Source organism: Flavobacterium kayseriense, from assembly GCF_014305095.1.
Lineage (GTDB): Bacteria > Bacteroidota > Bacteroidia > Flavobacteriales > Flavobacteriaceae > Flavobacterium > Flavobacterium kayseriense.
The window spans coordinates 1,218,687-1,241,811 of sequence record NZ_JACRUI010000001.1 but is presented as its reverse complement, the minus strand read 5'-3'; the positions used below and the strand labels follow the sequence as shown (position 1 = coordinate 1,241,811).

Annotated in this window: 24 protein-coding genes and 2 tRNA genes; 7 read left to right on the top strand and 19 right to left on the bottom strand. The window is 33.5% G+C overall.

Annotated features, from left to right (window positions below; all coding sequences use genetic code 11):
• The first annotated feature begins 93 nt into the window (after positions 1-93).
• Together H8R22_RS05320 and yihA are read left to right on the top strand one after the other, a co-directional pair.
• A complete protein-coding gene (locus H8R22_RS05320; RefSeq protein ID WP_187008593.1) occupies positions 94-858 on the top strand; it encodes an alpha/beta fold hydrolase in 765 nt (254 codons plus the stop codon).
• 32 nt (positions 859-890) lie between these two features.
• On the top strand, positions 891-1,511 hold the full coding sequence (yihA, locus tag H8R22_RS05315; protein WP_187008594.1) for a ribosome biogenesis GTP-binding protein YihA/YsxC: 621 nt from the start codon (positions 891-893) through the stop codon (positions 1,509-1,511).
• A 74-nt stretch (positions 1,512-1,585) separates the two neighbouring features.
• Here the strand turns inward: yihA and gldC are convergent, their stop codons facing one another.
• Both gldC and gldB read right to left on the bottom strand, forming a co-directional pair.
• Positions 1,586-1,924 (bottom strand): gliding motility protein GldC, encoded by a 339-nt coding sequence (gene gldC / locus H8R22_RS05310; protein WP_187008595.1) that lies wholly within the window; start codon positions 1,922-1,924, stop codon positions 1,586-1,588.
• Positions 1,924-2,877 carry a gliding motility lipoprotein GldB gene (gldB, locus tag H8R22_RS05305; protein WP_187008596.1) on the bottom strand — a complete coding sequence of 318 codons (954 nt, stop codon included), beginning with the start codon at positions 2,875-2,877 and terminating at the stop codon, positions 1,924-1,926. The genes gldC and gldB overlap by 1 nt, the downstream gene beginning before the upstream one ends.
• 103 nt (positions 2,878-2,980) lie before the next feature.
• Here gldB and nadE point away from each other — a divergent pair, with 103 nt between their 5' ends.
• Both nadE and H8R22_RS05295 read left to right on the top strand, forming a co-directional pair.
• Positions 2,981-3,781 (top strand): NAD(+) synthase, encoded by an 801-nt coding sequence (gene nadE, locus H8R22_RS05300; protein WP_187008597.1) that lies wholly within the window; start codon positions 2,981-2,983, stop codon positions 3,779-3,781.
• Between the two features lie 92 nt (positions 3,782-3,873).
• Positions 3,874-4,503: a response regulator transcription factor gene (locus H8R22_RS05295; RefSeq protein WP_187008598.1), complete on the top strand. Its 630-nt coding sequence runs from the start codon at positions 3,874-3,876 to the stop codon at positions 4,501-4,503.
• On the opposite strand, the gene dnaG is transcribed toward H8R22_RS05295, so the two are convergent.
• The 5 genes from dnaG to H8R22_RS05270 form a co-directional block, all read right to left on the bottom strand.
• Entirely contained in the window at positions 4,504-6,477 is a 1,974-nt protein-coding gene (gene dnaG / locus H8R22_RS05290) for a DNA primase (protein ID WP_187008599.1), read from the bottom strand. It abuts the gene before it with no gap.
• A 109-nt stretch (positions 6,478-6,586) separates the two neighbouring features.
• Complete coding sequence (locus H8R22_RS05285; protein ID WP_222616878.1) at positions 6,587-8,203, bottom strand: hypothetical protein; 1,617 nt, start codon at positions 8,201-8,203, stop codon at positions 6,587-6,589.
• A gap of 34 nt (positions 8,204-8,237) precedes the next feature.
• Entirely contained in the window at positions 8,238-8,960 is a 723-nt protein-coding gene (locus H8R22_RS05280) for a hypothetical protein (RefSeq protein WP_187008600.1), read from the bottom strand.
• Complete coding sequence (locus H8R22_RS05275) at positions 8,947-9,507, bottom strand: RNA polymerase sigma factor (RefSeq protein WP_187008601.1); 561 nt, start codon at positions 9,505-9,507, stop codon at positions 8,947-8,949. The genes H8R22_RS05280 and H8R22_RS05275 overlap by 14 nt, the downstream gene beginning before the upstream one ends.
• Positions 9,508-9,635: 128 nt before the next feature.
• The gene (locus tag H8R22_RS05270) at positions 9,636-10,613 is read right to left on the bottom strand and encodes a polyprenyl synthetase family protein (RefSeq protein ID WP_187008602.1); all 978 of its coding nucleotides are present in this window, start codon (positions 10,611-10,613) and stop codon (positions 9,636-9,638) included.
• A gap of 525 nt (positions 10,614-11,138) precedes the next feature.
• Here H8R22_RS05270 and H8R22_RS05265 point away from each other — a divergent pair.
• Complete coding sequence (locus H8R22_RS05265) at positions 11,139-12,017, top strand: hypothetical protein (protein WP_187008603.1); 879 nt, start codon at positions 11,139-11,141, stop codon at positions 12,015-12,017.
• A gap of 73 nt (positions 12,018-12,090) precedes the next feature.
• On the opposite strand, the gene rlmN is transcribed toward H8R22_RS05265, so the two are convergent.
• Positions 12,091-13,134, bottom strand: coding sequence for a 23S rRNA (adenine(2503)-C(2))-methyltransferase RlmN (rlmN, locus tag H8R22_RS05260; protein ID WP_187008604.1), 1,044 nt, complete (start codon positions 13,132-13,134; stop codon positions 12,091-12,093).
• Positions 13,135-13,233: 99 nt separating this feature from the next.
• On the opposite strand from rlmN, the gene H8R22_RS05255 reads away from it, so the two are divergent.
• Positions 13,234-13,875 (top strand): O-methyltransferase, encoded by a 642-nt coding sequence (locus tag H8R22_RS05255; protein ID WP_187008605.1) that lies wholly within the window; start codon positions 13,234-13,236, stop codon positions 13,873-13,875.
• A 177-nt stretch (positions 13,876-14,052) separates the two neighbouring features.
• Here H8R22_RS05255 and H8R22_RS05250 read toward each other — a convergent pair whose 3' ends face one another.
• The 8 genes from H8R22_RS05250 to H8R22_RS05215 all read right to left on the bottom strand — a co-directional run bounded on the left by H8R22_RS05250 (position 14,053) and on the right by H8R22_RS05215 (position 20,887).
• Positions 14,053-14,616, bottom strand: coding sequence for a phosphatase PAP2 family protein (locus H8R22_RS05250; protein WP_187008606.1), 564 nt, complete (start codon positions 14,614-14,616; stop codon positions 14,053-14,055).
• Positions 14,616-14,942 carry a Sec-independent protein translocase subunit TatA/TatB gene (locus tag H8R22_RS05245; RefSeq protein ID WP_187008607.1) on the bottom strand — a complete coding sequence of 109 codons (327 nt, stop codon included), beginning with the start codon at positions 14,940-14,942 and terminating at the stop codon, positions 14,616-14,618. The genes H8R22_RS05250 and H8R22_RS05245 overlap by 1 nt, the downstream gene beginning before the upstream one ends.
• A 115-nt stretch (positions 14,943-15,057) precedes the next feature.
• Positions 15,058-17,298 carry a M1 family metallopeptidase gene (locus H8R22_RS05240; protein WP_187008608.1) on the bottom strand — a complete coding sequence of 747 codons (2,241 nt, stop codon included), beginning with the start codon at positions 17,296-17,298 and terminating at the stop codon, positions 15,058-15,060.
• A 64-nt stretch (positions 17,299-17,362) separates the two neighbouring features.
• Positions 17,363-17,872 carry a DUF6702 family protein gene (locus H8R22_RS05235; protein WP_187008609.1) on the bottom strand — a complete coding sequence of 170 codons (510 nt, stop codon included), beginning with the start codon at positions 17,870-17,872 and terminating at the stop codon, positions 17,363-17,365.
• Positions 17,873-17,923: 51 nt separating this feature from the next.
• Positions 17,924-18,679 (bottom strand): peptidase associated/transthyretin-like domain-containing protein, encoded by a 756-nt coding sequence (locus tag H8R22_RS05230; protein WP_187008610.1) that lies wholly within the window; start codon positions 18,677-18,679, stop codon positions 17,924-17,926.
• Positions 18,669-19,394, bottom strand: coding sequence for a peptidase associated/transthyretin-like domain-containing protein (locus H8R22_RS05225; RefSeq protein ID WP_187008611.1), 726 nt, complete (start codon positions 19,392-19,394; stop codon positions 18,669-18,671). The genes H8R22_RS05230 and H8R22_RS05225 overlap by 11 nt, the downstream gene beginning before the upstream one ends.
• On the bottom strand, positions 19,381-20,151 hold the full coding sequence (locus tag H8R22_RS05220) for a peptidase associated/transthyretin-like domain-containing protein (RefSeq protein WP_187008612.1): 771 nt from the start codon (positions 20,149-20,151) through the stop codon (positions 19,381-19,383). Before H8R22_RS05220 ends, H8R22_RS05225 begins: the two co-directional genes overlap by 14 nt.
• Complete coding sequence (locus H8R22_RS05215) at positions 20,138-20,887, bottom strand: peptidase associated/transthyretin-like domain-containing protein (protein WP_222616879.1); 750 nt, start codon at positions 20,885-20,887, stop codon at positions 20,138-20,140. Before H8R22_RS05215 ends, H8R22_RS05220 begins: the two co-directional genes overlap by 14 nt.
• Before the next feature lie 142 nt (positions 20,888-21,029).
• Here H8R22_RS05215 and pepE point away from each other — a divergent pair, with 142 nt between their 5' ends.
• A complete protein-coding gene (gene pepE / locus H8R22_RS05210) occupies positions 21,030-21,737 on the top strand; it encodes a dipeptidase PepE (RefSeq protein ID WP_187008613.1) in 708 nt (235 codons plus the stop codon).
• 39 nt (positions 21,738-21,776) lie between these two features.
• Here the strand turns inward: pepE and H8R22_RS05205 are convergent.
• From H8R22_RS05205 to H8R22_RS05195, 3 genes are all read right to left on the bottom strand, one after another.
• A tRNA-Gly gene (locus H8R22_RS05205) sits at positions 21,777-21,849 on the bottom strand.
• A gap of 167 nt (positions 21,850-22,016) precedes the next feature.
• Positions 22,017-22,089, bottom strand: a tRNA-Gly gene (locus H8R22_RS05200).
• A gap of 236 nt (positions 22,090-22,325) precedes the next feature.
• On the bottom strand, positions 22,326-23,048 hold the full coding sequence (locus tag H8R22_RS05195; RefSeq protein WP_187008614.1) for a murein L,D-transpeptidase catalytic domain family protein: 723 nt from the start codon (positions 23,046-23,048) through the stop codon (positions 22,326-22,328).
• Positions 23,049-23,125: the final 77 nt, after the last annotated feature.

Genomic DNA, 23,125 nt, shown 5'->3' with positions numbered 1-23,125 from the left:
GAGAAATTATTCTTCTTAAAAAAAGTACTCAAAAATTCTTTTTAATTTTTTAAATCCTATATTTGTGAAAATTGAAAATACGCAGTCAAAAAGATGGATAAAAACTATAAAAAAGAGGGTAGATACAGCTATTACGAAGCAGGCGAAGGCACTCCTATCGTGATACTTCACGGTTTAATGGGAGGACTTAGTAACTTTGATGGTGTTGCAAGTTACTTTTCTGATAAAGGATACAAGATAGTTATTCCGGACCTACCTATTTACTCACAAAGTCTTTTAAAAACGAATGTTAAAAGTTTTGCTAAATACGTCAAGGACTTTATCACTTTTAAAGGTTTTGACCGAGTGATTCTTTTGGGGAACTCGTTAGGAGGACATATTGCTTTATACCATACAAAAATGTATCCGGAAAAAGTAGCCGGATTAGTTATCACCGGAAGCTCTGGTTTGTACGAGAGCGCGATGGGTGATAGTTACCCAAAACGAGGTGATTATGAGTACATTAAGAAAAAAGCAGAGGATGTTTTTTACGATCCTAAAATAGCAACTCCGGACTTAATCGATGAAGTTTATGCTACTGTAAATGACCGGATAAAACTGATTAAAACATTGACAATTGCCAAAAGCGCAATTAGACACAACATGGCCAAAGATTTACCTAAGATGCACGTGCAAACCTGTATAATTTGGGGTAAAAACGATAAGGTTACACCACCTGATGTAGCAACCGAGTTCAAAAAATTACTACCTAACTCTACCCTTTACTGGATCGACAAATGTGGGCACGCAGCCATGATGGAACATCCTGACGAATTTAATCGTTTGTTAGAGGAGTGGCTTACAAAAACTAATTTGTAGTTGTACTTCGAGTAGATATCAATAAATATTATATGAAAATCAATACCGCCGAATTTATTATCAGCAATTCTGATGTAAGTAAATGTCCAAAAGACTTTTTACCTGAATACGCTTTTATAGGTAGATCAAATGTAGGTAAGTCCTCCTTGATCAATATGTTGACTAATCAAAAAAAGTTAGCAAAAACATCTGGTCGCCCAGGAAAAACACAATTAATAAATCATTTTCTAATTAATAATAATTGGTTTTTAGTCGATTTACCGGGCTATGGTTATGCAAAAGTATCCAAGAAAACTAAATCTGTATTTCAACAGTTTATAACCGATTATTTTGAAACAAGAGAGCAACTAGTGTGTGCTTTTGTTTTAATTGACATTCGTCATGAAGCACAAGCTATCGACATTGAATTCATGAGTTACATGGGCGAAAGTGAAATACCGTTTTGTATTATATTCACCAAGGCAGATAAAATTAGTAAAGTAAAGATTGACTCTCATATTGCTGCTTATAAAAAGAATATGTTTGCCAATAATTGGGCAGAGATGCCACATTACTTCGTAACATCAGCAACAGAATCACTAGGTAAGGAAGAGCTATTAGGCTACATTGAAGAGGTAAATCAAGAAGTCAACAAAAACAATAGTCAGTTTTAACCAATTTAAACATAAAAAAAGCGCAAAACTTATCAAATAATAAGTTTTGCGCTTTTTTGATTTACAGGAATAATTTACTCTTTTTTCAACTCTAGCTTTTCTGCAAAGTATTCACAAAAATCCTTCATTGTATCGGCCATTTTCTCATCGCCTGTAGCTCTGAAAAAAGTATCTGACATGGCAACTAGGGTTTGATGAAAGAAAATTTTCATCTCATCTACTGGCATCTCTTTAGTCCACAAATCAATTCGCATACTTTCTTTTACCTTACTATCCCATACTGATAACATTATAGCTTTTGCTTCTGCTAACTCAATGCCGCCGTCTTGTGCTGACCATAATAATTTTTCTGGCACACGGTTCTCGTCTAATTCTACTAGAAATTTAATTTCTGATCTATTTTTATCTGACATTACTTTTTAGGTTTATATTTTGATTTTTCAAATATTTCTTGAGCATTCATTTTTAATAATTGCTGCAAAGATACTTCATTGTTTTGCATATATGAGTTAACAATTTGCCAACCTATATAAGCGCCTACTTTACCAGGTGACTCATTGTCAATTTCTAAATAAAATTTTGAAAATGGAGCGGGATTAATAAAACGCGGGATTAATTTTTGATCATCACTATATAATAATTGCTTATCTATAAAATAGCGCCAGATATAACTTTCGTTTTCTTTGCACCAAATCATCTGATCTTCAGTATACCCAATTTTTTCATTTGCAGCAACCTCAGGTAAAAACAAATCTTTCATATAAAGTTCCTTCCCAGCATAAATCATACTAGAAAGTAATTTTTTATCTAAATTAGGTGGTGCAACTGTTGTAAAAAAACTAGATACTACATCTGGCATAATTTGATTGGGTTCAAAATTTTGTTTAATATAGTTAGGAAACTGATAAAACCTATGTTCTTTTCCTAAATACATTTCTAGAGATACAATAACTAGGCTGTCTGCATAGATAACTTTGTTCTCATAATCCATTTCAGAGATAACAGTAATTACTTTTGGAACTTTAGTTTTAGGGTAATAATAAGTAATATGCTTGAAAAGAGTCTCGAAATCCGTTTGTAGTGTTTCGATATTAGCATATTTTTTTTGTACTTCGGCATAAAGTTCTTTCCATTGCGGATTTTGCATTTTTTCGATCCATACCGCATCATCATTACCCTCGGGAAAGAAAAATGGAAACTCTCGCTTAATTTCGGCTAACTTGCTCGGGGGTGTTTCGAAAAAAATCTTATCAAACCGAACTACATCTATTTCTATTGGCACATTAGCAATAGCTGATTCTTGCTTACTTTTTTGATTACAAGACAAAAAAAACAAGGGTATAAACAAAATTAGACACTTTTTCATTATATTTTAATTAAATTTGCACCTACAAAACAAGGTATTAAAGAGAAACTCTATTATATTTTTTGCAAATATACATCCCTAGCTTCGAAAACTTGAACTATTTATGACTAAAAACAATTCTATTCAGATCGAAAAAGTAAATAATCAAATTGTCAATTGGCTAAGGGATTATGCACAAAACGCAAAAGTGAACGGATTTGTTGTTGGTATCTCAGGCGGAGTTGACTCAGCCGTCACTTCTACCTTGTGTGCACAAACTGGAATGGATGTTTTGTGTGTCGAGATGCCCATTCACCAACATGCTAGTCATGTAAATAGAGCAAAGGAGCATATTGCGCAATTAAAACAGCGTTTTAAAAATGTAACAAGTACTGAAGCAGATTTAACTACTCTTTTTGAGCAATTTAAATCGACGATTTCACAAGATTTTGACGAAAACAAACTTAGTTTAACTCTTGCGAATACTAGAGCTAGACTAAGAATGACTACCTTATATTACTTTGCTGGAGTAAAGGGCTTATTAGTTGCTGGAACAGGTAACAAAGTAGAAGATTTTGGCGTAGGATTCTACACTAAATATGGAGACGGAGGAGTAGATCTCAGTCCAATTGCTGATTTAATGAAATCAGAAGTTTTTTTACTTGCTGCTCATCTACAAGTACCTCAATCGATTTTAGAAGCACAGCCTTCAGATGGATTATATGGAAATGAAAAAACAGACGAAGACCAACTAGGCGCATCGTATGATGAACTTGAATGGGCTATGTTATCTGTTGAATCAGGAAAGTCTATAGATGACTTTACAGAAAGACAAAAGCAAGTATATGATATATACAAAAAATTAAATACCACCAACCAACATAAAATGAATGCAATACCCGTTTGTAAAATTAATCGTTACTAATTTTAATTTATAAGGAATTTTAGTAATAATAATTTTTTTTTCACTAAATTTAGAGATGATTAATAACAAACAACTAAAAAAAATTAATTATTATGATAAAAGTTTGTTTTGCCGATAATTACCCCGTAGTACATTTTGGCGTAAAATCTTATTTTAAAGAACACGCTGAAATCTCAATAGTTGCCAACGTAGGTAGCTTTTTGATGATTCGCGATATCTTACTTACAAAAGACATTGATGTCTTAGTATTAGACCTAGAACTTGAAGGACTTTCAAGTATTTTTGAAGTTAAATCTATTTTGAAAAACTTCCCGAAAACCAAAATCATTATTTTTAGTGGACTATCTGAACAGATATATGCTCCTAATGCCATCAAAGCCGGCGTTTCTGGATATGTACACAAACAAGAAAAGCTAGAAACTTTAGGGCAGTCAATCATAAAAGTTAATCAAGGTAAGATTATCATGAATGAAACTGTTAAGAAGAATCTTGCACTAATTGCTAAACAAAGTAAAAGCGAACGTTTGTACAGAAAACTATCAAACCGTGAGGTCGAGGTTTTACGTTATTTAAGTGGTGGAAAGAAAAATCACGAAATAGCAGACATTCTTGGTCTTAACGAAAAAACGATTAGTACGTACAAATTACGTTTACTTACAAAATTAAATGTAACTAACCTCGTTGATTTAGTAAACAAAGCTAAAACACTAGAAATCGTTTAATTAAAAACGAGACATTACTCGACCTAACTTTTTAGAAAAGGCACGAGTGAGTTCATTATAGTCTTTTATTTGAGTCATAGGCTCCGTATTATCTGTATCAGGTAATATGGAGCTTTTTAATTCATCAATGATTTTACCAACCAAATACCATCTTAAAGTAAGTATGGTCTCTGATACATTTTGACTGATCGTATCGTTCTTAGATTTAGGAAAAATATTTTGACCTTCCCAGTTGTGCATTACTAAGCGCTCGTCCTCCATTAGAATATCAGTTACTTCTTGTGCAAAATCAGGCTGTAAATGCATTAGGTATTGCTCCAAGTTAAAACTCTCGTTCTGTAGGTAAAAGTTAATTAAGTCATTAAATAACTCTCTAAACAAAGGATTCGCAAGCTCTACCTCATCTTCTTGTAGACTTAAGTAAATCCTATGAAAGACTTTATACTCGTTGAACTCGATTACGTGTTCAATTTCGCCGTCGTCATTAGATTTCATCATTACATCTTCGAACTGTTCGGTTTTATTCCCGTAAAGCAATAAAATTTCTATAATTTTTCGTTCCAATCTGTATAATATATCTACTTTTTGGCCATCGACAGGATTACCATTTTTTATTACTTCAAAGGCTTTTTTCTCAAGTTCTTTCTTTTCGGTTTTAACGATTTCTGCAGAATCTTTTTGAACCAATTGCGCCAGCGTACTTTGCAAAACTTGCTCACTAATATCCATGATGCGCGAACATTCTTGAATATAAATTTCTCGCTGAATACGATCCGGAATTTTAGATATACTCACCACCATATCTCTGATCAAATCTGCTTTTTTGATTGGATCATTTTTCGCCTCCTTCATCAAAAGTGAAGCTTTGAACTGAATAAAATCTTTTGCGTTTTCATCCAGATACGCTACCAAGTCATCATACGATGTTTTCTTAGCAAAACTATCCGGGTCCTCTCCGTCAGGAAAAGAACAGACTTTTACGTTCATTCCTTCCTCCAAAATCAAATCGATTCCACGAATAGAAGCGCGCAATCCAGCAGCATCGCCATCAAATAAGACAGTAATGTTTTTAGTGAGCCTATTAATTAATCTAATTTGATCGGGTGTTAATGCCGTTCCAGATGAGGATACTACATTTTCGATTCCAGATTGATGAAACTGGATCACATCCGTATATCCTTCAACAAGGTAGCAGTTGTTTTCTTTGGCAATAGCCTGCTTGGCATGATAGATCCCATAAAGTACTTTACTTTTATGGTAAATATCACTCTCAGGTGAATTGAGGTATTTAGCCGCTTTTTTATCATTGCTTAAAATACGACCTCCAAAACCTAAAGTCCTTCCTGACATACTTTGAATAGGAAACATTACACGGCCCTTGAACCTATCAAATGGTCTATCCTCTCTAGGAATCGTTAAGCCAGTACTTTCTAAAAACTCTAATTTATACCCTTTACCTAAAGCTTCTTTTGTAAAAGCGTCCCAAGACTCTGGTGAGTATCCCAAGCTAAATTTCTCTATTGTTTCAGTTGTAAATCCTCGCTCTTTAAAATACGAAAGACCAATTGCCTTACCCTCTTCAGATTTTAAAAGCGTTTGATAAAAATAGTCTTTGGCAAACTCTGAAACTAAATACATACTTTCACGAATATCGGTATTTGCTTTTTCTGCGTCTGTTAATTCTGTTTCTTCAATTTCGATATTGTATTTTCTTGCAAGGTAGCGTATCGCCTCAGGATAGGTAAAATGTTCGTGCTCCATTAAAAACGCAACAGAATTGCCCCCTTTTCCTGAACTAAAATCTTTCCAAATTCCTTTGGCAGGAGAGACCATAAATGAAGGAGAGCGTTCATCTGAAAAGGGACTTAATCCCTTAAAATTACTACCTGCTCGCTTTAATTGTACAAAATCACCAATAACCTCCTCAACACGAGCAGTTTCAAAAACAGTATCAATAGTAGCTTTAGAAATCAATTTAATTTTGGGTAAAAGTTATAAAAAGTCAAAGTTACAAAGTTTTTAAATAGCAAAACCCTTTCGAGATTTATTATCTGAAAGGGTTTACCAACTAATTAAAATTCTCTTAATTGAAATCAAATCGTACACCAAGAGAAACATTATTTTGTTTCAGCACGTTGTCTTTAAACAATGGATTCAAATCATATTTCACATACAGGCTCGTAGCTCCGTAACCAACATAGGAACTCAAACCATATATAAAATTACTCGTATTGTAGCCTCCTTTATATTTTGCAGTAACGTCATTGTTATCGATTTGGTATTCTAAAATTTGCTTCGTTTTTAACCTAGCTCCTGCGTAACCCCCAAAACCTATTCGCCATGATTGATGTGTTTTAAAATACGTACGATCTTCTTTTACCGTTTTTCCCGAAAAATCAAATTCTAAATGGAGCGGTAGCACTAAATAGACGTTTCTTAAACGAGCCTCATCGATACGAATACTATTTGCAGCAGGATTAATTGTGTTAGATTGTAAAATAGTTTGATCCCCGCTAGTCTCAAAGAAGCGATTATTAGTAGGTCGTAAATTATTATACATCACCGATAAACCATACTTTGCATGCAACAAATTATTATCATCAATAAGTCTCGTATTATAGGTTAATCCCCATTCATAAAAATGAGATCCCGCATACCTAAAATCAGATTTATTTACCGAACCATTTGTAACAAGATTGTTTAATCCCGTTGCAAAAACTAATTGACTTGTGGTTCGTTTTGACTGGCGATCCTCTTTATCCTCTTGGCCATTGTAAACTTTCATGGAAGTAATATTAATCTCTGTTTGACGCTCTCCAATCTCATCACTATTATTACCCATAATAATCGTTCTACCACCACTTCGAGTATCTTTTTCTTCGAAGACCTTTCCATTCACTTTATCTTGAACTAATTGATTCAATTTTTTTTGTTCTAAAGTAACTCGTGTCTCGATTGCAGTCGCACGAACTTTAGCTTTCTCTAGCTTAAGTTCATCTGCTTTTTCTTTGGTAATAACTGCACTAGCAAGATCTTTATCAATTGCCTCTATATCTGCTTTTAATGCATTTTTCTCTTCTTCAGTAATTCTATTTATTTCACTAGCAATTGCTTTTGCTCTCTTTTCAAATGATAGTACTTTATGATCTCTTCCTTTATTCGGACCAGTTTCAGGAACACTATCGTCTACAATTTCAAAATTCACATCTTTAAACCAAATTTGACCTGTTCCATCTAATAAAACACCATAAGAAATGGATGTAGCTTCTTGAGGTACAAACAATACTACTTCGTATTTTGCCCAATCAGTTGTTCTTTTAACCCCTCTATTTTGCATATTATCAAATGCTAAAACAGCTGTTCCATAATAATCTACGCGCATCCATAGTCCGGCCCATTTTTTCACATTATTACTTTTTATATAACCAGTCATTTTAACTGTTTTACCCTTATAATCGTCGGATTTCATAGTGTTCATTAGTGTCCCAAACTTATCAATTTTACTTACGACAGATTTAATACTAAAAATATTTTGGCCGCTAACTTCCGAAGGAGTTTCTAGACTCATTTCATACTTAACTGGATCAGATTGCCAATAGGACCAATCTAAAAGGGATTTATAACTTCCTTTTTCTTGCGCGCTTAATTGAGCCACGGCGGCCACTAAAAACAATACTGTAATTAAAATAATTTTTTTCATGATTTCCGATTTTTGATTGATGATTGATTTTTTATTATTCTGCGTAATTTCTATTGACTAAAACCGTTTTTATACTATTGAAATTTTTACTCAACTTATTTAATGTAGTCTCCCTAAAAGTTTGATTTAGCTCCGTCTCTGCATTTGACAATAAACTATTGGGATTTATCTTGTAACCTTGTTGCGGGACTTCAATTATCCTTTCAGTAGCAGTGGTTTGTAATTTTACATTGGAAACAGTAGCTAATAATTCGGCTGCCGATATGTATAAATTTCTGCTTGCTATTGCCCTACTTTTATCCACTAAACCACTACTTGGATTTTGCTCTTCATTTACTAAATTAGTTACTAAAGGCTCAGAAGTTCGATTCTTCTCATTAGTTGCTTTCTCACGTTGAAATCCTTTAGCTGCAACTACTTGAATTCCTGATTGATTAGTATTACTCCCTTTTTTCGAAACCACAGGTGTTTCCTTAACCAACTCTAACTCCTTCGGACGATCATTGCTTTCGCTTTGTTCTAAAACTAAAGGGATATTTTTCTTAACTATATTGGTTTCAAAATTTTGAAAGAAAATAGTTCCTACAATAAGCAGTCCAGTAAAACTTGCTGCGATATATAACCAAGCAACTTTCCGTTTTGGTTGCTCTACAAGAGGCATCATTGCTTCTAATTTCTCCCAAGCCACTGCAGAAGGCGCAATGGTTCTTGCCTCCATTTTTTCCTTTATGTTGTAATCGAACTTATTTGGTTCCATAATCAAACTTTTTTGTTGCATTAATTTGCTGTTGCAAAATTTTTCTCGCATGTGACAACTGCGATTTGGAAGTTCCTTCATTGATTCCGAGCATCGCCGCTATTTCTTTGTGCTTGTAACCCTCGATTGCATAGAGATTAAATACCATTTTATAACCATCTGGTAAATTATCAATCATTAACTGAATATCCTCTGTTTCCAAATCGAATGCATCGATTTCAGTACTTTCTTCTAGATAAAAAGCATCTTCTATATAGCTAACTTTTTTGTGCACGCGTAGGAAAGAAATACATTCATTTACCATTATCCGTCTAATCCATCCTTCGAAACTTCCGTTATGTTCAAAAGTTTTTAAGTTCGAGAGCGCTTTCATAAAAGAAGTAATCATAATATCTTCAGCTTGCTGCAAATCTTTAACGTACAAACGACAAATACTTAACATTTTTGGTGAAAACCGAGAATAGATTTGTTGCTGTGCTTGACGATTGTTTTCGACAGCCAGCTGAATCATTTCTTTTTCTTCCTGATGTAAGTTTATTACTTTCAATGTTGCTATAAAGGGTTTCTATGAGTATAGACGATTGCAAACGCAAAAAGGTTGCATGGAGTTGTAATAAATTATTTAAAAAAAAACGATCGCTGAGTTTCTTCCTTCTTCAAAATGACAAAACAGAGCTATTTTTTTCTTTCAATAACGTAATTGACCATCAGAATCAATGCATCTTTAAAATCAGATTCAGGGTAATTATTCAGCAATAAAAGGGCTTCTTGCTGGAATTCAGTCATCTTATTTTCGGCGTAGACTAAACCGTTATTGTCTTTTACGAAAGTAATCACTTCCTTCACTCTTTTTTTATCTTTATTATGATTTTTAATTGAGTTGATCAACCAAGACTTTTCCTTTGCAGTACAGGTGTTTAAGACATGAATTAACGGGAGCGTCATTTTTTGTTCCTTAATATCGATTCCGGTGGGTTTACCAATAGCTTCATCTGTATAATCAAATAAATCATCTTTGATTTGAAATGCCATTCCTATGAGTTCACCAAATTTCCGCATGTTCTCTACTTGCGCTTCATCTTCAATAACAGATTTAGCTCCGAGAGCACAGCAAGCCGCAATAAGTGTAGCGGTCTTTTTTCGAATGATTTCGTAATAAACATCTTCAGTAATATCTAGCCTTCTAGCTTTTTCGATTTGAAGTAACTCCCCTTCGCTCATTTCTCGAACTGCTACCGAAATGATTTTAAGTAAATCAAAATCACCATTATCGATAGAAAGCAATAATCCTTTGGACAGCAAATAATCGCCGACCAATACAGCGATTTTATTCTTCCACAATGCATTAATAGAGAAAAAACCTCTGCGGCGATTGCTATCATCAACCACATCATCATGGACCAAAGTAGCGGTGTGAATTAGTTCGATAACGCAGGCACCTCGATAAGTTCTTTCATTTACCGCTCCTGCTGAAACCATTTTCGAGGTCAGAAAAACAAACATAGGACGCATCTGTTTTCCCTTACGATTCACGATGTAATAGGTGATTCTATTAAGTAAAGCCACTTGCGAAGTCATCGATTCATAGAACTTTTTTTCAAAAAGTTCCATTTCTTTACGGATGGGCTGTTTTATTTGAGAAGTGACATTCATTTAGGTTGTAAAGTTACGCTTTTTACTAAAATAAAGACACTATTAAATTTTCGACTTACTGATAAATAATATACACAACTGAACTACTACCTCCAGATTCAGAAAACAAATTTAAAGCTAATTGCTTAACTAAGATATTCAACAGTTCATAATCCTTTATTAAAAACATAAGGCATTGTAGTACATTAAATATAGCAGCTCCCCTTATGCCTAGGCAGAAAGCGCTAGTTGTTTATTTAACTTGCTATATAGAACTATACTCCTACTATTTTTAATGGTATGACAAAGCTACTTCTAATTATTGTTAATGCATAAAACCTTACTGTAGCAGCTATAATCACAATAAATAATTACCTACTATTTAACACTAAATAATGTATTTTATCGATAATTTTAACAATTATAATTAATAATGTAAAAAATACATAAATTTGTTGATAGAAAATTACAGTACAAAAAGTATCATTTAATTTAACTACTAATCATTTTCCTAGTTTAAAAAAAGAACCAAAAAAATTAAATCCTATGAAATCAAAAATTATTTTAGTTAGTGCATTAATATTAATAGCATTTACCTTCTTCGTTAGTTGCAGCTCTAATGAAGGAATACAAGAATCAATAGCTATTACAAGTGAAGACATTGTTGCTGATGCAGATATTGACGGTGCAGTTGACGACGTGAGTAACGTTGCCGAAGATCAGTACGCAATACAACAAAGTTTAACGTTAAAAACGACACAATCAGTTAAAAGTATCTTGCCTGCATGCGCTACAATTACAATTGTTGTTACTAATGATACTTGGACTCGCACCATTGATTTTGGTACAGAAGGATGTACACTTCAAAATGGAAATTTAGTAAAAGGGAAGATTACAGTTAGTGCCTCAAGAAATTTTTCAGAACTTACTAAATCAATTTCAATTTCGTTTGTGAAATTCTATCACAATAATAAATTAATTGAAGGGTCAAGAACCATCACCAGCACTGTCAAAACCAGCGATCTATTATCTACAGCACATCCTGTTTTCACAAATTCAATTGATATGACGGTAACTTTTGCCGATGGTAGAAAATACAGCAGAATAGGAACTCGAGTAAGAGAATTAGTTGAGGGTATTGATACTAAATTCTTATTAGAAGACAATGTTTACTTAGTATGGGGCTATCATATCACTACCTTTCCAAATGGAAGTAAATTTACCGCAACTATCAAAACTCCGTTGCGTTTTGTGATGGCTTGTGAATTGCCTTTCCCAGTTAGCGGAACTAAAAATTTCATAAAAACAGATAAGGACGGTTTGAATAAAAAAGAAGGTCTGATCGACTTTGGAAAAGGTGAATGTGATGACTTAGCTACTATTACAATTAATGGAGAAACGAGAGAAATTCATTTGAAAAAATAAGAATCATTCTTTAATAAAAAAAGCGCTCTAGTATACAGTTTGAATACTAGAGCGCTTTTTTTATTAAATCAAATTAAACTTCTTTATTTGCTAGTTGACCACAAGCAGCATCAATATCTTTTCCTCTGCTTCTTCTTACCTTAACCACGATTCCACTTGCTTCTAATGCTTTGATATAGGCATTTGTAGCTTCCTCAGAGGCTTGTTGAAACTCACCATCATCAATTGGGTTATACTCAATCAAATTCACCTTACAAGGAACGTACTTGCAAAATTTAACTAATGCGTCAATAGACTCTTTATTGTCATTGATGTCTTTCCAAACAACATATTCGTAAGAAATCTTAGATTTCGTTTTCCTATACCAATATTCCAATGACTCTCTTAAATCAGCCAAAGGGAAATTAGCACTAAAAGGCATTATTCGTGCTCGGATTTCATCTATAGCGGAATGTAAAGAAACCGCTAATTTGAATTTCACTTCATCATCAGCTAATTTCTTGATCATTTTAGGAATTCCTGAGGTCGAAACCATAATACGTTTAGGAGACATTCCCAGTCCTTCTGGCGAAGTAATCATCTCGATTGCTTTTAATAAATTATTATAATTCATTAACGGCTCGCCCATTCCCATAAAAACAATATTAGATAGAGGATGATTGTAATACAAGCGACTTTCCTTGTCTATAGAAATTACTTGATCATAAATTTCGGCTGGTTCTAAATTACGCATACGCTTAAGTCTAGCAGTAGCACAAAAATTACAATCTAAACTACAACCTACTTGACTTGATACACAAGCTGTAGTTCTGGTATTAGTAGGGATCAAAACAGATTCTACTACTAAACCATCGTGTAAACGAACGGCATTTTTCACAGTACCATCTTCGGATCGTTGCATGGTGTCGACTTTAATATGATTGATCACAAAATTAGTCTGAAGCATGGTGCGTGTTTCCTTTGAAAGATTAGTCATGTCCTCAAAACTATGTGCCCCTTTACTCCACAACCACTCGTAAACTTGATTACCACGGAAGGATTTGTCTCCGTTGGTAACAAAAAATTCGCGCAATTGTTCTTTTGATAAAGCTCTAATGTCCTTTTTATCGATTTCCATGCTGCAAATTTAATGACTATTTGTTGAATTATTTCATCAATTCGCATAAATGCTCGTTTGATGTTTTGATAATTTAATAACTTTGACAAAAAATATAAGATGCATTTCATATCACCCGAATTAGAAGACTATATCGAGCAACATTCTGAAAAAGAACCCGCTTTACTGGCGGCGCTAAACAAGGAAACTTACCAAAAGATACTTTTACCTCGAATGCTCAGCGGCCATTTTCAAGGCAGAGTTTTGAGTATGTTAGCTAAATTAATTCGTCCCGAAAATATATTAGAAATTGGAACCTATACTGGATACTCAGCGTTGTGCTTGTGCGAAGGAATGCAAGATAACGGTCAGCTACACACGATTGATATCAAGGAGGAGCTGGTAGACTTTCAGCGCAAACATTTTGACCGATCACCTTGGGGAAAACAAATCTTCCAGCATTTGGGTAGTGCAATTGACATTATTCCTACTCTAGCTATCAAATTTGACTTGGTTTTTATAGATGCTGATAAAGAAAACTACTTGAACTATTGGGAACTGATTGTTCCTAGAATGAATAAAGGAGGAATAATATTATCTGACAATGTGTTATGGAGCGGTAAAGTTCTTGAACCACTTCAAAAAAATGATACGAGTACTCAAGTTTTACTTGAATATAATGCATTATTAAAAAACGACCCAAGAGTTGAAACTGTTTTGCTTCCCATACGTGACGGACTTACCGTTAGTCGCGTATTGTAAACACCTATATTGTTTTTAAAATATAATCGCGTAGCCCAGTTGAGACTGGAAATCCTTATGATATAAAATGTAATTTTTCTAAACAAAAAAGAGCGACCAACGGAAGCTCCTTTATTGTTATTGAAAAATAATTTTATGATATAAGATTGAAAGGATAGCTGGAATAGCTCCTAAAAACTATATTGGAAAATACTTTTTTTGAAAATATTGATGCAATCTATAAAAAGTACAACCAGAGAAAACTCCAAATAAGTATCCGCATAAAATATCAATTGGATAGTGTAATCCCAGGTAAATACGACTATAGGCAAATACCAAAGGCCACAAAAACAGCAAATAAAGATGCTTAAATTGAGACTTTAGCAGACAATAGATAAAGGTTGCTACTGCCATACTGTTAGCGGCATGTCCTGAAAAAAAGCTGTATGAACCACTCGTTTTTACAATTCTAATAACGGTATTTATATCGGGGCTATTACAAGGTCGTAAACGCTGAAAACCGTTTTTAAAAACGTTTGTCATTTGATCCGTAAAAACTAAAATAAGCGTAATAAATAAAATGACGTACAAGAACTGCTTAGTGCCTATCTTTTTATAAATTATGTACAATAATAGTAGAAAAAATGGAGTCCAATACTGTTGCTTTGTAATTATAAGCCATAGCCCATCAAAATTTTCTGATCCTAAACCGTTAAGAAATACAAGTAAACGACTGTCTAAAGAAAGTAATCTATCTAGCATTATCTGCTGCGTTTTACTGGACCTATAGCATCATCAATATCCTCTTTGATCTTGTTAGCTTGAACAACAGAATCGCCCATTAAATCCTCTTTGGCTTTAGTAATCTGAGAGTTTATATTTCCAGTCATATCTGACAAGGATTTTGTATCAAGACCATTAGCCTCAGCTCCTTTTTGGATCTCACTTTTGATATCGTTAGTAGCATTTTTTAGCTGAGCCATAGCTTTCCCCATCGTACGCGCCATTTCTGGTACTTTATCCGAACCAAAAAGCATTAATACAATAAACATGATAAAAACTAACTCTCCTCCTCCTATGCCGAACATATTTTCTTTGTTTTTGTTGTTGCAAATATACCAAATTATAAAAACTTGTCTTTTAAAATTTTCATAAAAAAAAGACCCTTAAAAAAGGGTCTTTAGTATCTATAATTATAGTCGATTATTCAAACTTAGATTTAACTTCTTGCTTAGGCCAAGTATTATTAGTAACATCTATATCTGCTGTTTCTAACTTAGGGTCAATTTGGATTTTCTTGATTGCTTTTTCAGTAGCGTATACTTTTCTAGCAGTGTCATTACCTTTTCTCCAAATTTGAGCTGGATATTTAAAGTTCTCTGTAGTACCATCTTCATAAGTTAACTCAACAAGGATTGGCATAATCAAACCACCTGGCTTATTGAATTCTACTTCGTAGAAATATTTAGGAGATTTTAAAGTTCCTTTTTCTTCAGCAGAAAGTGTTTTCATATAATCAGAAAGTAATTTAACCTCATCTACTTTCAAGCCTTTCTTTTGATTCGCTTTCAAAACTGCATTATTCTCTTCGATCAAATAAACAAAAGGTCCTGGATCTTGTCCAAAACGGCCTCTTCTTACTTTTGCATTTTTTAACTCTTCTGAAGCTGTTTCAGAGACATAATATTGCTTAACATCATTTATTCCAATGTCTACAAAATCAGTAGAATAAAACCAACCTCTAAAGAACCAATCTAAATCTACTGCAGAAGCATCTTCCATAGTTCTAAAAAAGTCTTCTGGAGTAGGGTGCTTGAATTTCCAACGGTTTGCATATACTTTAAACGCATGGTCAAACAATTCTCTACCCATCACAGTTTCTCTCAATATATTTAAAGCTGTTGCTGGCTTTCCGTAACCGTTATTACCAAACTGCATTATCGTCTCTGAATTAGACATAATAGGCTCTAAGAATTTTTGATCTCCACTCATGTAAGGAACAATGTTTTTAGCAGGTCCACGTCTAGAAGGGAAATTAGTTCCTAATTCTTGTTCCGCCATGTATTCCATGAAAGAGTTCAAACCTTCATCCATCCAAGTCCATTGACGCTCATCAGAATTTACAATCATTGGAAAAAAGTTGTGACCCACTTCGTGAATAACTACACCCATCATTCCGTTTTTAGTTTGCTCAGATGTAACTCCGTTTTCGTCAGGACGACCAAAGTTCCAGCAAATCATAGGGTATTCCATTCCTTGGTCTTCAGCAGAAACTGAAACTGCTTTTGGATAAGGATAATCAAAGGTATGCGCTGAATAACTTTTTAAAGTATGAGCGACTGTAATAGTAGACGTTTCTCCCCAAAGCGGATTTGCCTCTTTAGGATAAATAGAAACAGCCATTGCATTTTTAGTACTCAACTTTACTGCCATTGCATCTAAGATAAATTTTCTTGAAGTTGCAATTCCAAAATCTCTTACGTTTTTAGCAGAAAATTTCCATGTTTTTTTCTTGTTAGAAAATCCTTTTTCAGTTGCTTCTGCTTCCGCTTGAGTTACAATAACTACTGGTTTGTCAAAAGATTTTTCAGCAAGCTCCCATCTTTTAACCTGTGCAGGAGTAAAAACTTCACTTCTATTCATTAAATCTCCAGTTGCCTCCATAACGTGGTCAGCAGGAACAGTGATATTTACATCAAAGTTACCAAATGGCAAAGCAAACTCTCCGCTTCCCCAAAACTGCATATTTTGCCAACCTTCAACATCATTGTAAACTGCCATTCTTGGATAGAACTGTGCGATTACATAGATTTTGTTACCATCTTTTTCAAACAATTCATATCCTGAACGCCCACCTTCTTTCTGGTAGTTATTGATGTTGTAAAACCATTTGATATTAAATGATATTGACGTACCCGGTTTTAATGGAGTCGCTAAATCAATTCTCATCATTGTATGATTAATAGTATAGGACATTGCATTTCCTTTAACATCCTTCACTGCTTCAATATTAAAGCCACGCTCTAAATCTTTTTTCAAGAATTTATCAGCAAAACCAGCCGCAGGAAAAGTTTGCGTCATTCTATCACTTTCTGCTAGAGGAGTTTCAGAGTCTTTCGCAGCTTGATTTTGATCTAGCTGAACCCATAAGTACTCTAAACTATCTGGTGAATTATTGTGGTAGGTAATTGTTTCAGCGCCAGTTAATTTCGAATTTTTATCATCTAACTCAATGTCGATTTTATAATCGGCTTGTTGTTGATAATAAGCTGGTCCAGGAGCTCCAGCAGCGTTACGAAACATATTAGGCGTTGCTAATAGATCGTACATTTGGCTGAACTTGTTGGTGTCGTACTTTCCTTGTTGTTTAGGAGCGACTTTGGTTGGTTTTTCTTGTGCGAATAAGAGCGCAGGAAGAAAAAGTAGGAAGGTTATTTTTTTCATAAATAAAACTATAGTTATTTCAGTCCGTGAAAATAATAATTTTTACTAAAAGAGTTGCCTTTTGTTAAAATTTTAACACTCCGTTTCTTGAAGAATCCGTAAAGAGTATACTGTTTTTAGTACCAAATGCGGTAATATGTGTAATGTTTTGCTGCTCCGAACTCCAATCTATCAAAATCGAATTGTGAATTTCTATTGTACTAATTTTAGAAACATCAATACTTTTAGAGTAACAAACAAGCACATCATCCTCAGCTGTTTCCATGCTTAAAAAAATGATTGGTTTTGTCTGCCCATTTATTTTAATGGTGAAGTTTTCAGCTAAATATTTTTTAAACAAGACTACCTCTTCTGGAGTCTCTCCTTCTGTTCCTATGTGGAATGCTTTTCTCTTGTACTTTTTCTCAAGTGCTTTATTTAAATCATCTATGAAAATCCTAGAGGTAATTTCTAACATTTTTTTCTCAGGAGCATAATTCACTTGAAAAATACCCATATAAAATTTGTGTACAGAAAATGCTGTGGTCAATACCAACAAGCTTCCGAGAAATAAGTATAAAAATCTTTTTTTCATATCAGTTTACTAATTCATCTTTTATTTGCAATTTCTCGAACAGAGAAATAATTAATTTTTTAATTCAGTAATCTTCTTGTACTCTCTATTTTTAGTAATTAAAAAATCCATTAGTTTGAATTGATCAGATGGACTCATTACTGTTCTAGACTTAGGGTCATTTTCACAGAAAACAAGAAATAATTTAATTTCATCATCACTTAACGTTAAAGTGTTAGAGAAAAAAGAATAGTTGACAGTAGATAAAGCCAATTCTGAAAAGCTAGTTTCTTTATAAAAATCTGTTTTCTTAGGATTATCTTTTCGTAATACCTTGATAATATCTTTATATATCCTAACAAAATCCGTTCCATTTTCCATATCAATTAGTGGTTGAAACGCTTGATTCTTTGGTGTGGACTTTTCGTCTCCAAAAAATTTCATATCTACATATTTTTGAGTACCTCCTTGAATTGGGTTTAGTTCTTTTTTTGCCAAAATTAAAACTTCCGAAAGTTCATTGGTAAAGATTTCTAAGTTTACAATTAAAACATTATTGATAAAATCCTCCTCCTTAAGGATGATTTTCTTTGACTTGAAAGTCAAACTAGAGAACACTAGTGTGTCTTGAACTTTTGCAGATAAGGTAAAATAACCGTATTGATTGACTACTGTACCTACTTTTGAATTTACATCAAAAACGATTACGTTTTCGACAGGAGCTAAATCATTTCGTACCTGCCCCTTCAACACTCTGTTTGTTGTTATTTGAGCAAAACCATATTGAGCAAAAAGTGATAAAAAAAGAATTGTAATTTTAGTTTTCATAAAAAGTTATTTTATTATAGTTTTTGGCTAGTGTAATAATTAAAAACATACACAGCGTTTTATTTTTAGATTCCATTGCCGTTACAAACTCGGCATCTTCAATACAATAATACTGAAACCCTTTTATGTAATCTGCAGGTATTTTTAGAGTCTCGACATAATATTTCTCTTCAAAAAGATATTCCATCTTACTAAGTGCTCGCTGATTTCTTTCGACAACAACACCTTTTTTTAACTCTGCTGTTCTCCCAGAAATCCAATTTAAAGGACGATCAAGTAAACCAGAACGGGCAGTATATAATTTGCGTTCAGCAGGCGTGTAATGCTTTTGATTTGCAGAAACTATTCCTAACGCTTCTGCGTTAATTTGTGCATTTTCGTTGATAATTACCTCCTTCAAAGGAATACTATTAGCATTCATTTGCACAAATATCGTTCCTGACTTTATATCTGCTTGGGAAACTCGTCTTTGTAAAGTTACAAGATTTACAGCAGAAAAAAATAAAACATCTCCCTCATTTACAAAGAGAGTAAAAGTTCCGCTTGAATTAGTTGCGGTAGCTTTACTAGTATTTACATTAAGAACGTTCACGGTTTCTACAGCAATCGAGTCAACCACAATACGTCCTTGGAGCGCAATTGCTCCACTATTTTGCGCGCTAACACTTTGAACAAATAACAACAGAAAGGAAAAATAAAATTTATAAATTTTCACGTTTAATTATTTCTAAATAAGTAGTGGCATGCTCAATTAGTAAAAATTGTACCATCACCAAATCATCATTTTTTAAGTAGGAAACAAATGTATCGTTTTCTACAATGTAAAACTTAAATCCTTCTATATATTCAGATGGGATTTTCAATTTTTTTGTATAATAACTATCATCAAAATGCTTATCCAAAGTGCCGAATAAGGCTGTTTTTGCCTCAAGAACAACTAACTTCTTAAGCCGTTTAGTTCTTCCGTTTATTTTATTTATCAGCGGATCCAAAGGCATCGATCCTCCAAGTAATCCCAATAGCATAATTGGTTTAAAATCACCCGCTGTTTGCAAATGTCGCTCTGCTTGTGTGTAACGCTTTTGACCATAAGGTATAACTCCAACACTCTCGGCAGTTATTTTTGAAGCTTCTGCAATTACAACCTCGTCTAGCTGAATATTTACATAATCCATTGCAATATCAAAAAATCCATCAGAAAATATCTTATCTGTAATAATCAACTCCTTTGCTATCACATTAACCGCTGAAATATGTAAAACATCACCTTCTCGAACTTCGATAGTATATTTTCCGTTAGCATCAGTCACAGTATTTTGTTTACTATTAAGATTAGTCACATTAGCTGAATTAACAGGAAGAGAACTAACCGACACTTTACCACTAATCTTTTTTCTATACAGAGTTTGTCCTATAGTGTATTGAGATAGTAATAAGGCTAGAAATAAAAAAATAGTGTTATTTGCTTTCACTGGCAATTATTACTTTATACTTAACTGCTAATTCACTCAACAAAAACTCTGTTGTAACATAATTTTTAGTCTCCAAAATCTTAGTGAATTTTTCATTATCAACAGCATAGTATTCAAAGCCTTTGATGTATTCACTAGGGATTTTAAGTGTGTTTAAAAAATGATTTTCATCAAACATATCATCGAGCAGGTTGATGTAAAACAATTTTTTCTCAACGGCTAATTCCTTTTTCAGCATTGCTGTACGTCCTGATATCAGGTTTAATACAGGATCAAATCCCATAGGATTCAAGCGAGAAGAACTAGCTGTAGCATACCTCCGCTCTGCTACCGTATATTTTTTCTGATTTGCAGGAACGATACCTAAAGCAACAGCATTAATAGTATTATATCTTTTGATAACAACCTCCTGAAGTTCATTCATAACAGGTCGCATTTTAACAAAAAGGAGCGTTTCATTAAAATCCTCCTCTTTAAGAACAATTTTCACACTTTTATATTGAATAGCCGAAAAAAGTAATGTATCGCCCGGTTTTGCTTTCGCATCAAAATAACCATCTGAATCTGTAATTACCGCCTTTTCACTTCTAAGATTTATCACATAAATACCTTCGACATTATTACCGTCAGCATTGACCTTCCCTTTCAAGCCCTCTGAAATAGAAGTTTGAGCATAGATCGTAGCTGAAAACAGTATTAATACTAAAAAATAACAGTTCCTGAGGCAATTAATCATAACACTTTTAATTCTTTGATTGTAAAAGTATCCCAAGCTGATCCAAATTAATTGCTAATGCATTCGTAAAAATTTGTTAATAATAACTCTTTAATTTTCAGTATCGGAGGCTGATTCTATATCTTAGTACCAAAAAAAAATTATGAAAAACATAATAATAGCAAGTACCTCAACACTGCACGAATCTGGATATCTTGAATACCTATTACCGGAACTTAGTGTTCATTTTAAAAACTGCAAGACAATACTATTTATTCCATATGCACGCCCTAGCGGAATAACGCATGAAGAATATACGGAAAAAGCAGCCTTGGCATTTGCTAAAATAAATATAGCGGTCAAAGGAATCAATGAATACGAAGATCCTATTGACGCATTACAAAATGCAGAAGGTATCTTTACCGGCGGTGGAAACACATTTTTATTGGTAACACAATTATACAAAAACAATGTAATAAGCACTTTAAGTGATGTGATAAAAAAAGGAACACCATATTTAGGAACGAGCGCAGGAAGTGTCATTTGTGGATTAAGCATGCAAAATACTAATGACATGCCTATTATCTACCCTCCTAGCTTTCAAACATTAGGCTTAATTCCTTTTAACATCAATGCTCATTATCTTGATCCCGATACTCAATCTAAGCACATGGGGGAAACGAGAGAAACTAGAATTAAAGAGTTTCACTCCTTCAATACCATTCCAGTATTAGGACTAAGAGAAGGAAGTTGGTTAGATGTAAAAGGAGAGAGCATCACTTTGAAAGGAAATTTAAAAGCGAGACTCTTTAAACAAAATCAAATAGCAATTGAGATCCAAACAGGTTCAGACCTTAGCTACTTGAAATAAAAAAAGCCGAAACAAATAAATGTTTCGGCTTTTTTAAAGAGCGAAAGACGAGGCTCGAACTCGCGACAACCAGCTTGGAAGGCTGGAGCTCTACCAACTGAGCTACTTTCGCATTAACAGGGTGCAAATATAATAAATTAATTTAATGTTATCCAAATTTATTTAAAAAATAAACAACTTAATTTGATACTTACGAAAACGTATTACTAAACTTCGTTATGAAGTAAAATGTAAAAACATTTAAATAAAAAACCGAAACAATTAAGCTTCGGTTTTTAGAGCGAAAGACGAGGCTCGAACTCGCGACAACCAGCTTGGAAGGCTGGAGCTCTACCAACTGAGCTACTTTCGCATTACTGGTGCAAATATAAATAATAAGTTTAGTTAGAAACAAGCTTTTTTAAAATAAATTCTCTTAAAATAGCACATTCATGGCTAATCGTTTTAAAATTAAAACTTTACAAAAATATTATTTTCAGGCTTCGAAATGCAAATAAAAATATTGAAGTAAAAACGCTTAAAATTCTTAAAAAAAAGAAAACTACATTAAAAGTTGTACCACAAATCATTGTTTATAAAAACATAGTATTAAGAAAAAAGTACACTAGTCCCTTTGTAACTTGGAGATGGATAATAAATAAACAAACATGATTTATCCTTAATCGTTTTTATAATTTTATCTGTTAACTCTACAGGGATTGCTGGGCAACCTAAACTTCTGCCTAATCTTTTATTATTGTGGATAAACGACTCAGAAACATAATCGGCCCCGTGAATAACTACTGCTCGTTCACGTGCATTGCTGTTTATTCCTTTTTCTAAACCATCCAATTTAAGAGAAGCTCCGTGTTTTCCTCTATAAATCTCTCCCGTAGCATAAAAACCAAGACTGCTTTTGAATGATTCAGATACGTTTGAAAAACTATTAGCATATTCATTGCCTGTGTTGCGACCATGCGCAACAAGTGTATTAAACAAAACTAGATTAGAGTTTAAATCAATAACCCATAATCTTTTTGTATTGGATGACAAACTAAAATCAATTAAGGTCAAAATATTCTTTGTCACTAATCCTTTTTCTTTGAGTTTGGTAAAACCTTTGAACGCCTGCATAAAACCTTCTCTGCTCGGCATCGGTAAATCATTAGACTGTAGATTACTGTACGCTAATTCTTCTGCGCTAACAGAATTTACCTTATAATTCTTGGAATAGTAAACTGGATTTGTTTTTTTAACATCGGCAGGAACGACGTCTTTAAAAAGTAATGAAAAAAATACTAGCAAAACAGCAGGGAATAAATGGTAAGTCATTGAGGTATATTAAATTAAAAATCAATTTGAGGTTGTCAAAAATAGTAAAAGTCTGCTGTGAAAAAAAATTGTAGCTA

Coding starts and splice junctions, on each gene's coding strand:
- H8R22_RS05245 (WP_187008607.1), bottom strand. CDS start 14,942: ATGTTCGGCATAGGAGGAGGAGAGTTAGTTTTTATCATGTTTATTGTA.
- rlmN (WP_187008604.1), bottom strand. CDS start 13,134: ATGGAAATCGATAAAAAGGACATTAGAGCTTTATCAAAAGAACAATTG.
- gldB (WP_187008596.1), bottom strand. CDS start 2,877: ATGAAAAAGTGTCTAATTTTGTTTATACCCTTGTTTTTTTTGTCTTGT.
- H8R22_RS05235 (WP_187008609.1), bottom strand. CDS start 17,872: ATGAAAAAAAGATTTTTATACTTATTTCTCGGAAGCTTGTTGGTATTG.
- H8R22_RS05265 (WP_187008603.1), top strand. CDS start 11,139: ATGAAATCAAAAATTATTTTAGTTAGTGCATTAATATTAATAGCATTT.
- yihA (WP_187008594.1), top strand. CDS start 891: ATGAAAATCAATACCGCCGAATTTATTATCAGCAATTCTGATGTAAGT.
- gldC (WP_187008595.1), bottom strand. CDS start 1,924: ATGTCAGATAAAAATAGATCAGAAATTAAATTTCTAGTAGAATTAGAC.
- H8R22_RS05255 (WP_187008605.1), top strand. CDS start 13,234: ATGCATTTCATATCACCCGAATTAGAAGACTATATCGAGCAACATTCT.
- H8R22_RS05250 (WP_187008606.1), bottom strand. CDS start 14,616: ATGCTAGATAGATTACTTTCTTTAGACAGTCGTTTACTTGTATTTCTT.
- H8R22_RS05270 (WP_187008602.1), bottom strand. CDS start 10,613: ATGAATGTCACTTCTCAAATAAAACAGCCCATCCGTAAAGAAATGGAA.
- H8R22_RS05230 (WP_187008610.1), bottom strand. CDS start 18,679: ATGAAAACTAAAATTACAATTCTTTTTTTATCACTTTTTGCTCAATAT.
- H8R22_RS05280 (WP_187008600.1), bottom strand. CDS start 8,960: ATGGAACCAAATAAGTTCGATTACAACATAAAGGAAAAAATGGAGGCA.
- H8R22_RS05195 (WP_187008614.1), bottom strand. CDS start 23,048: ATGACTTACCATTTATTCCCTGCTGTTTTGCTAGTATTTTTTTCATTA.
- H8R22_RS05285 (WP_222616878.1), bottom strand. CDS start 8,203: ATGAAAAAAATTATTTTAATTACAGTATTGTTTTTAGTGGCCGCCGTG.
- H8R22_RS05240 (WP_187008608.1), bottom strand. CDS start 17,298: ATGAAAAAAATAACCTTCCTACTTTTTCTTCCTGCGCTCTTATTCGCA.
- H8R22_RS05320 (WP_187008593.1), top strand. CDS start 94: ATGGATAAAAACTATAAAAAAGAGGGTAGATACAGCTATTACGAAGCA.
- pepE (WP_187008613.1), top strand. CDS start 21,030: ATGAAAAACATAATAATAGCAAGTACCTCAACACTGCACGAATCTGGA.
- nadE (WP_187008597.1), top strand. CDS start 2,981: ATGACTAAAAACAATTCTATTCAGATCGAAAAAGTAAATAATCAAATT.
- H8R22_RS05215 (WP_222616879.1), bottom strand. CDS start 20,887: ATGATTAATTGCCTCAGGAACTGTTATTTTTTAGTATTAATACTGTTT.
- H8R22_RS05295 (WP_187008598.1), top strand. CDS start 3,874: ATGATAAAAGTTTGTTTTGCCGATAATTACCCCGTAGTACATTTTGGC.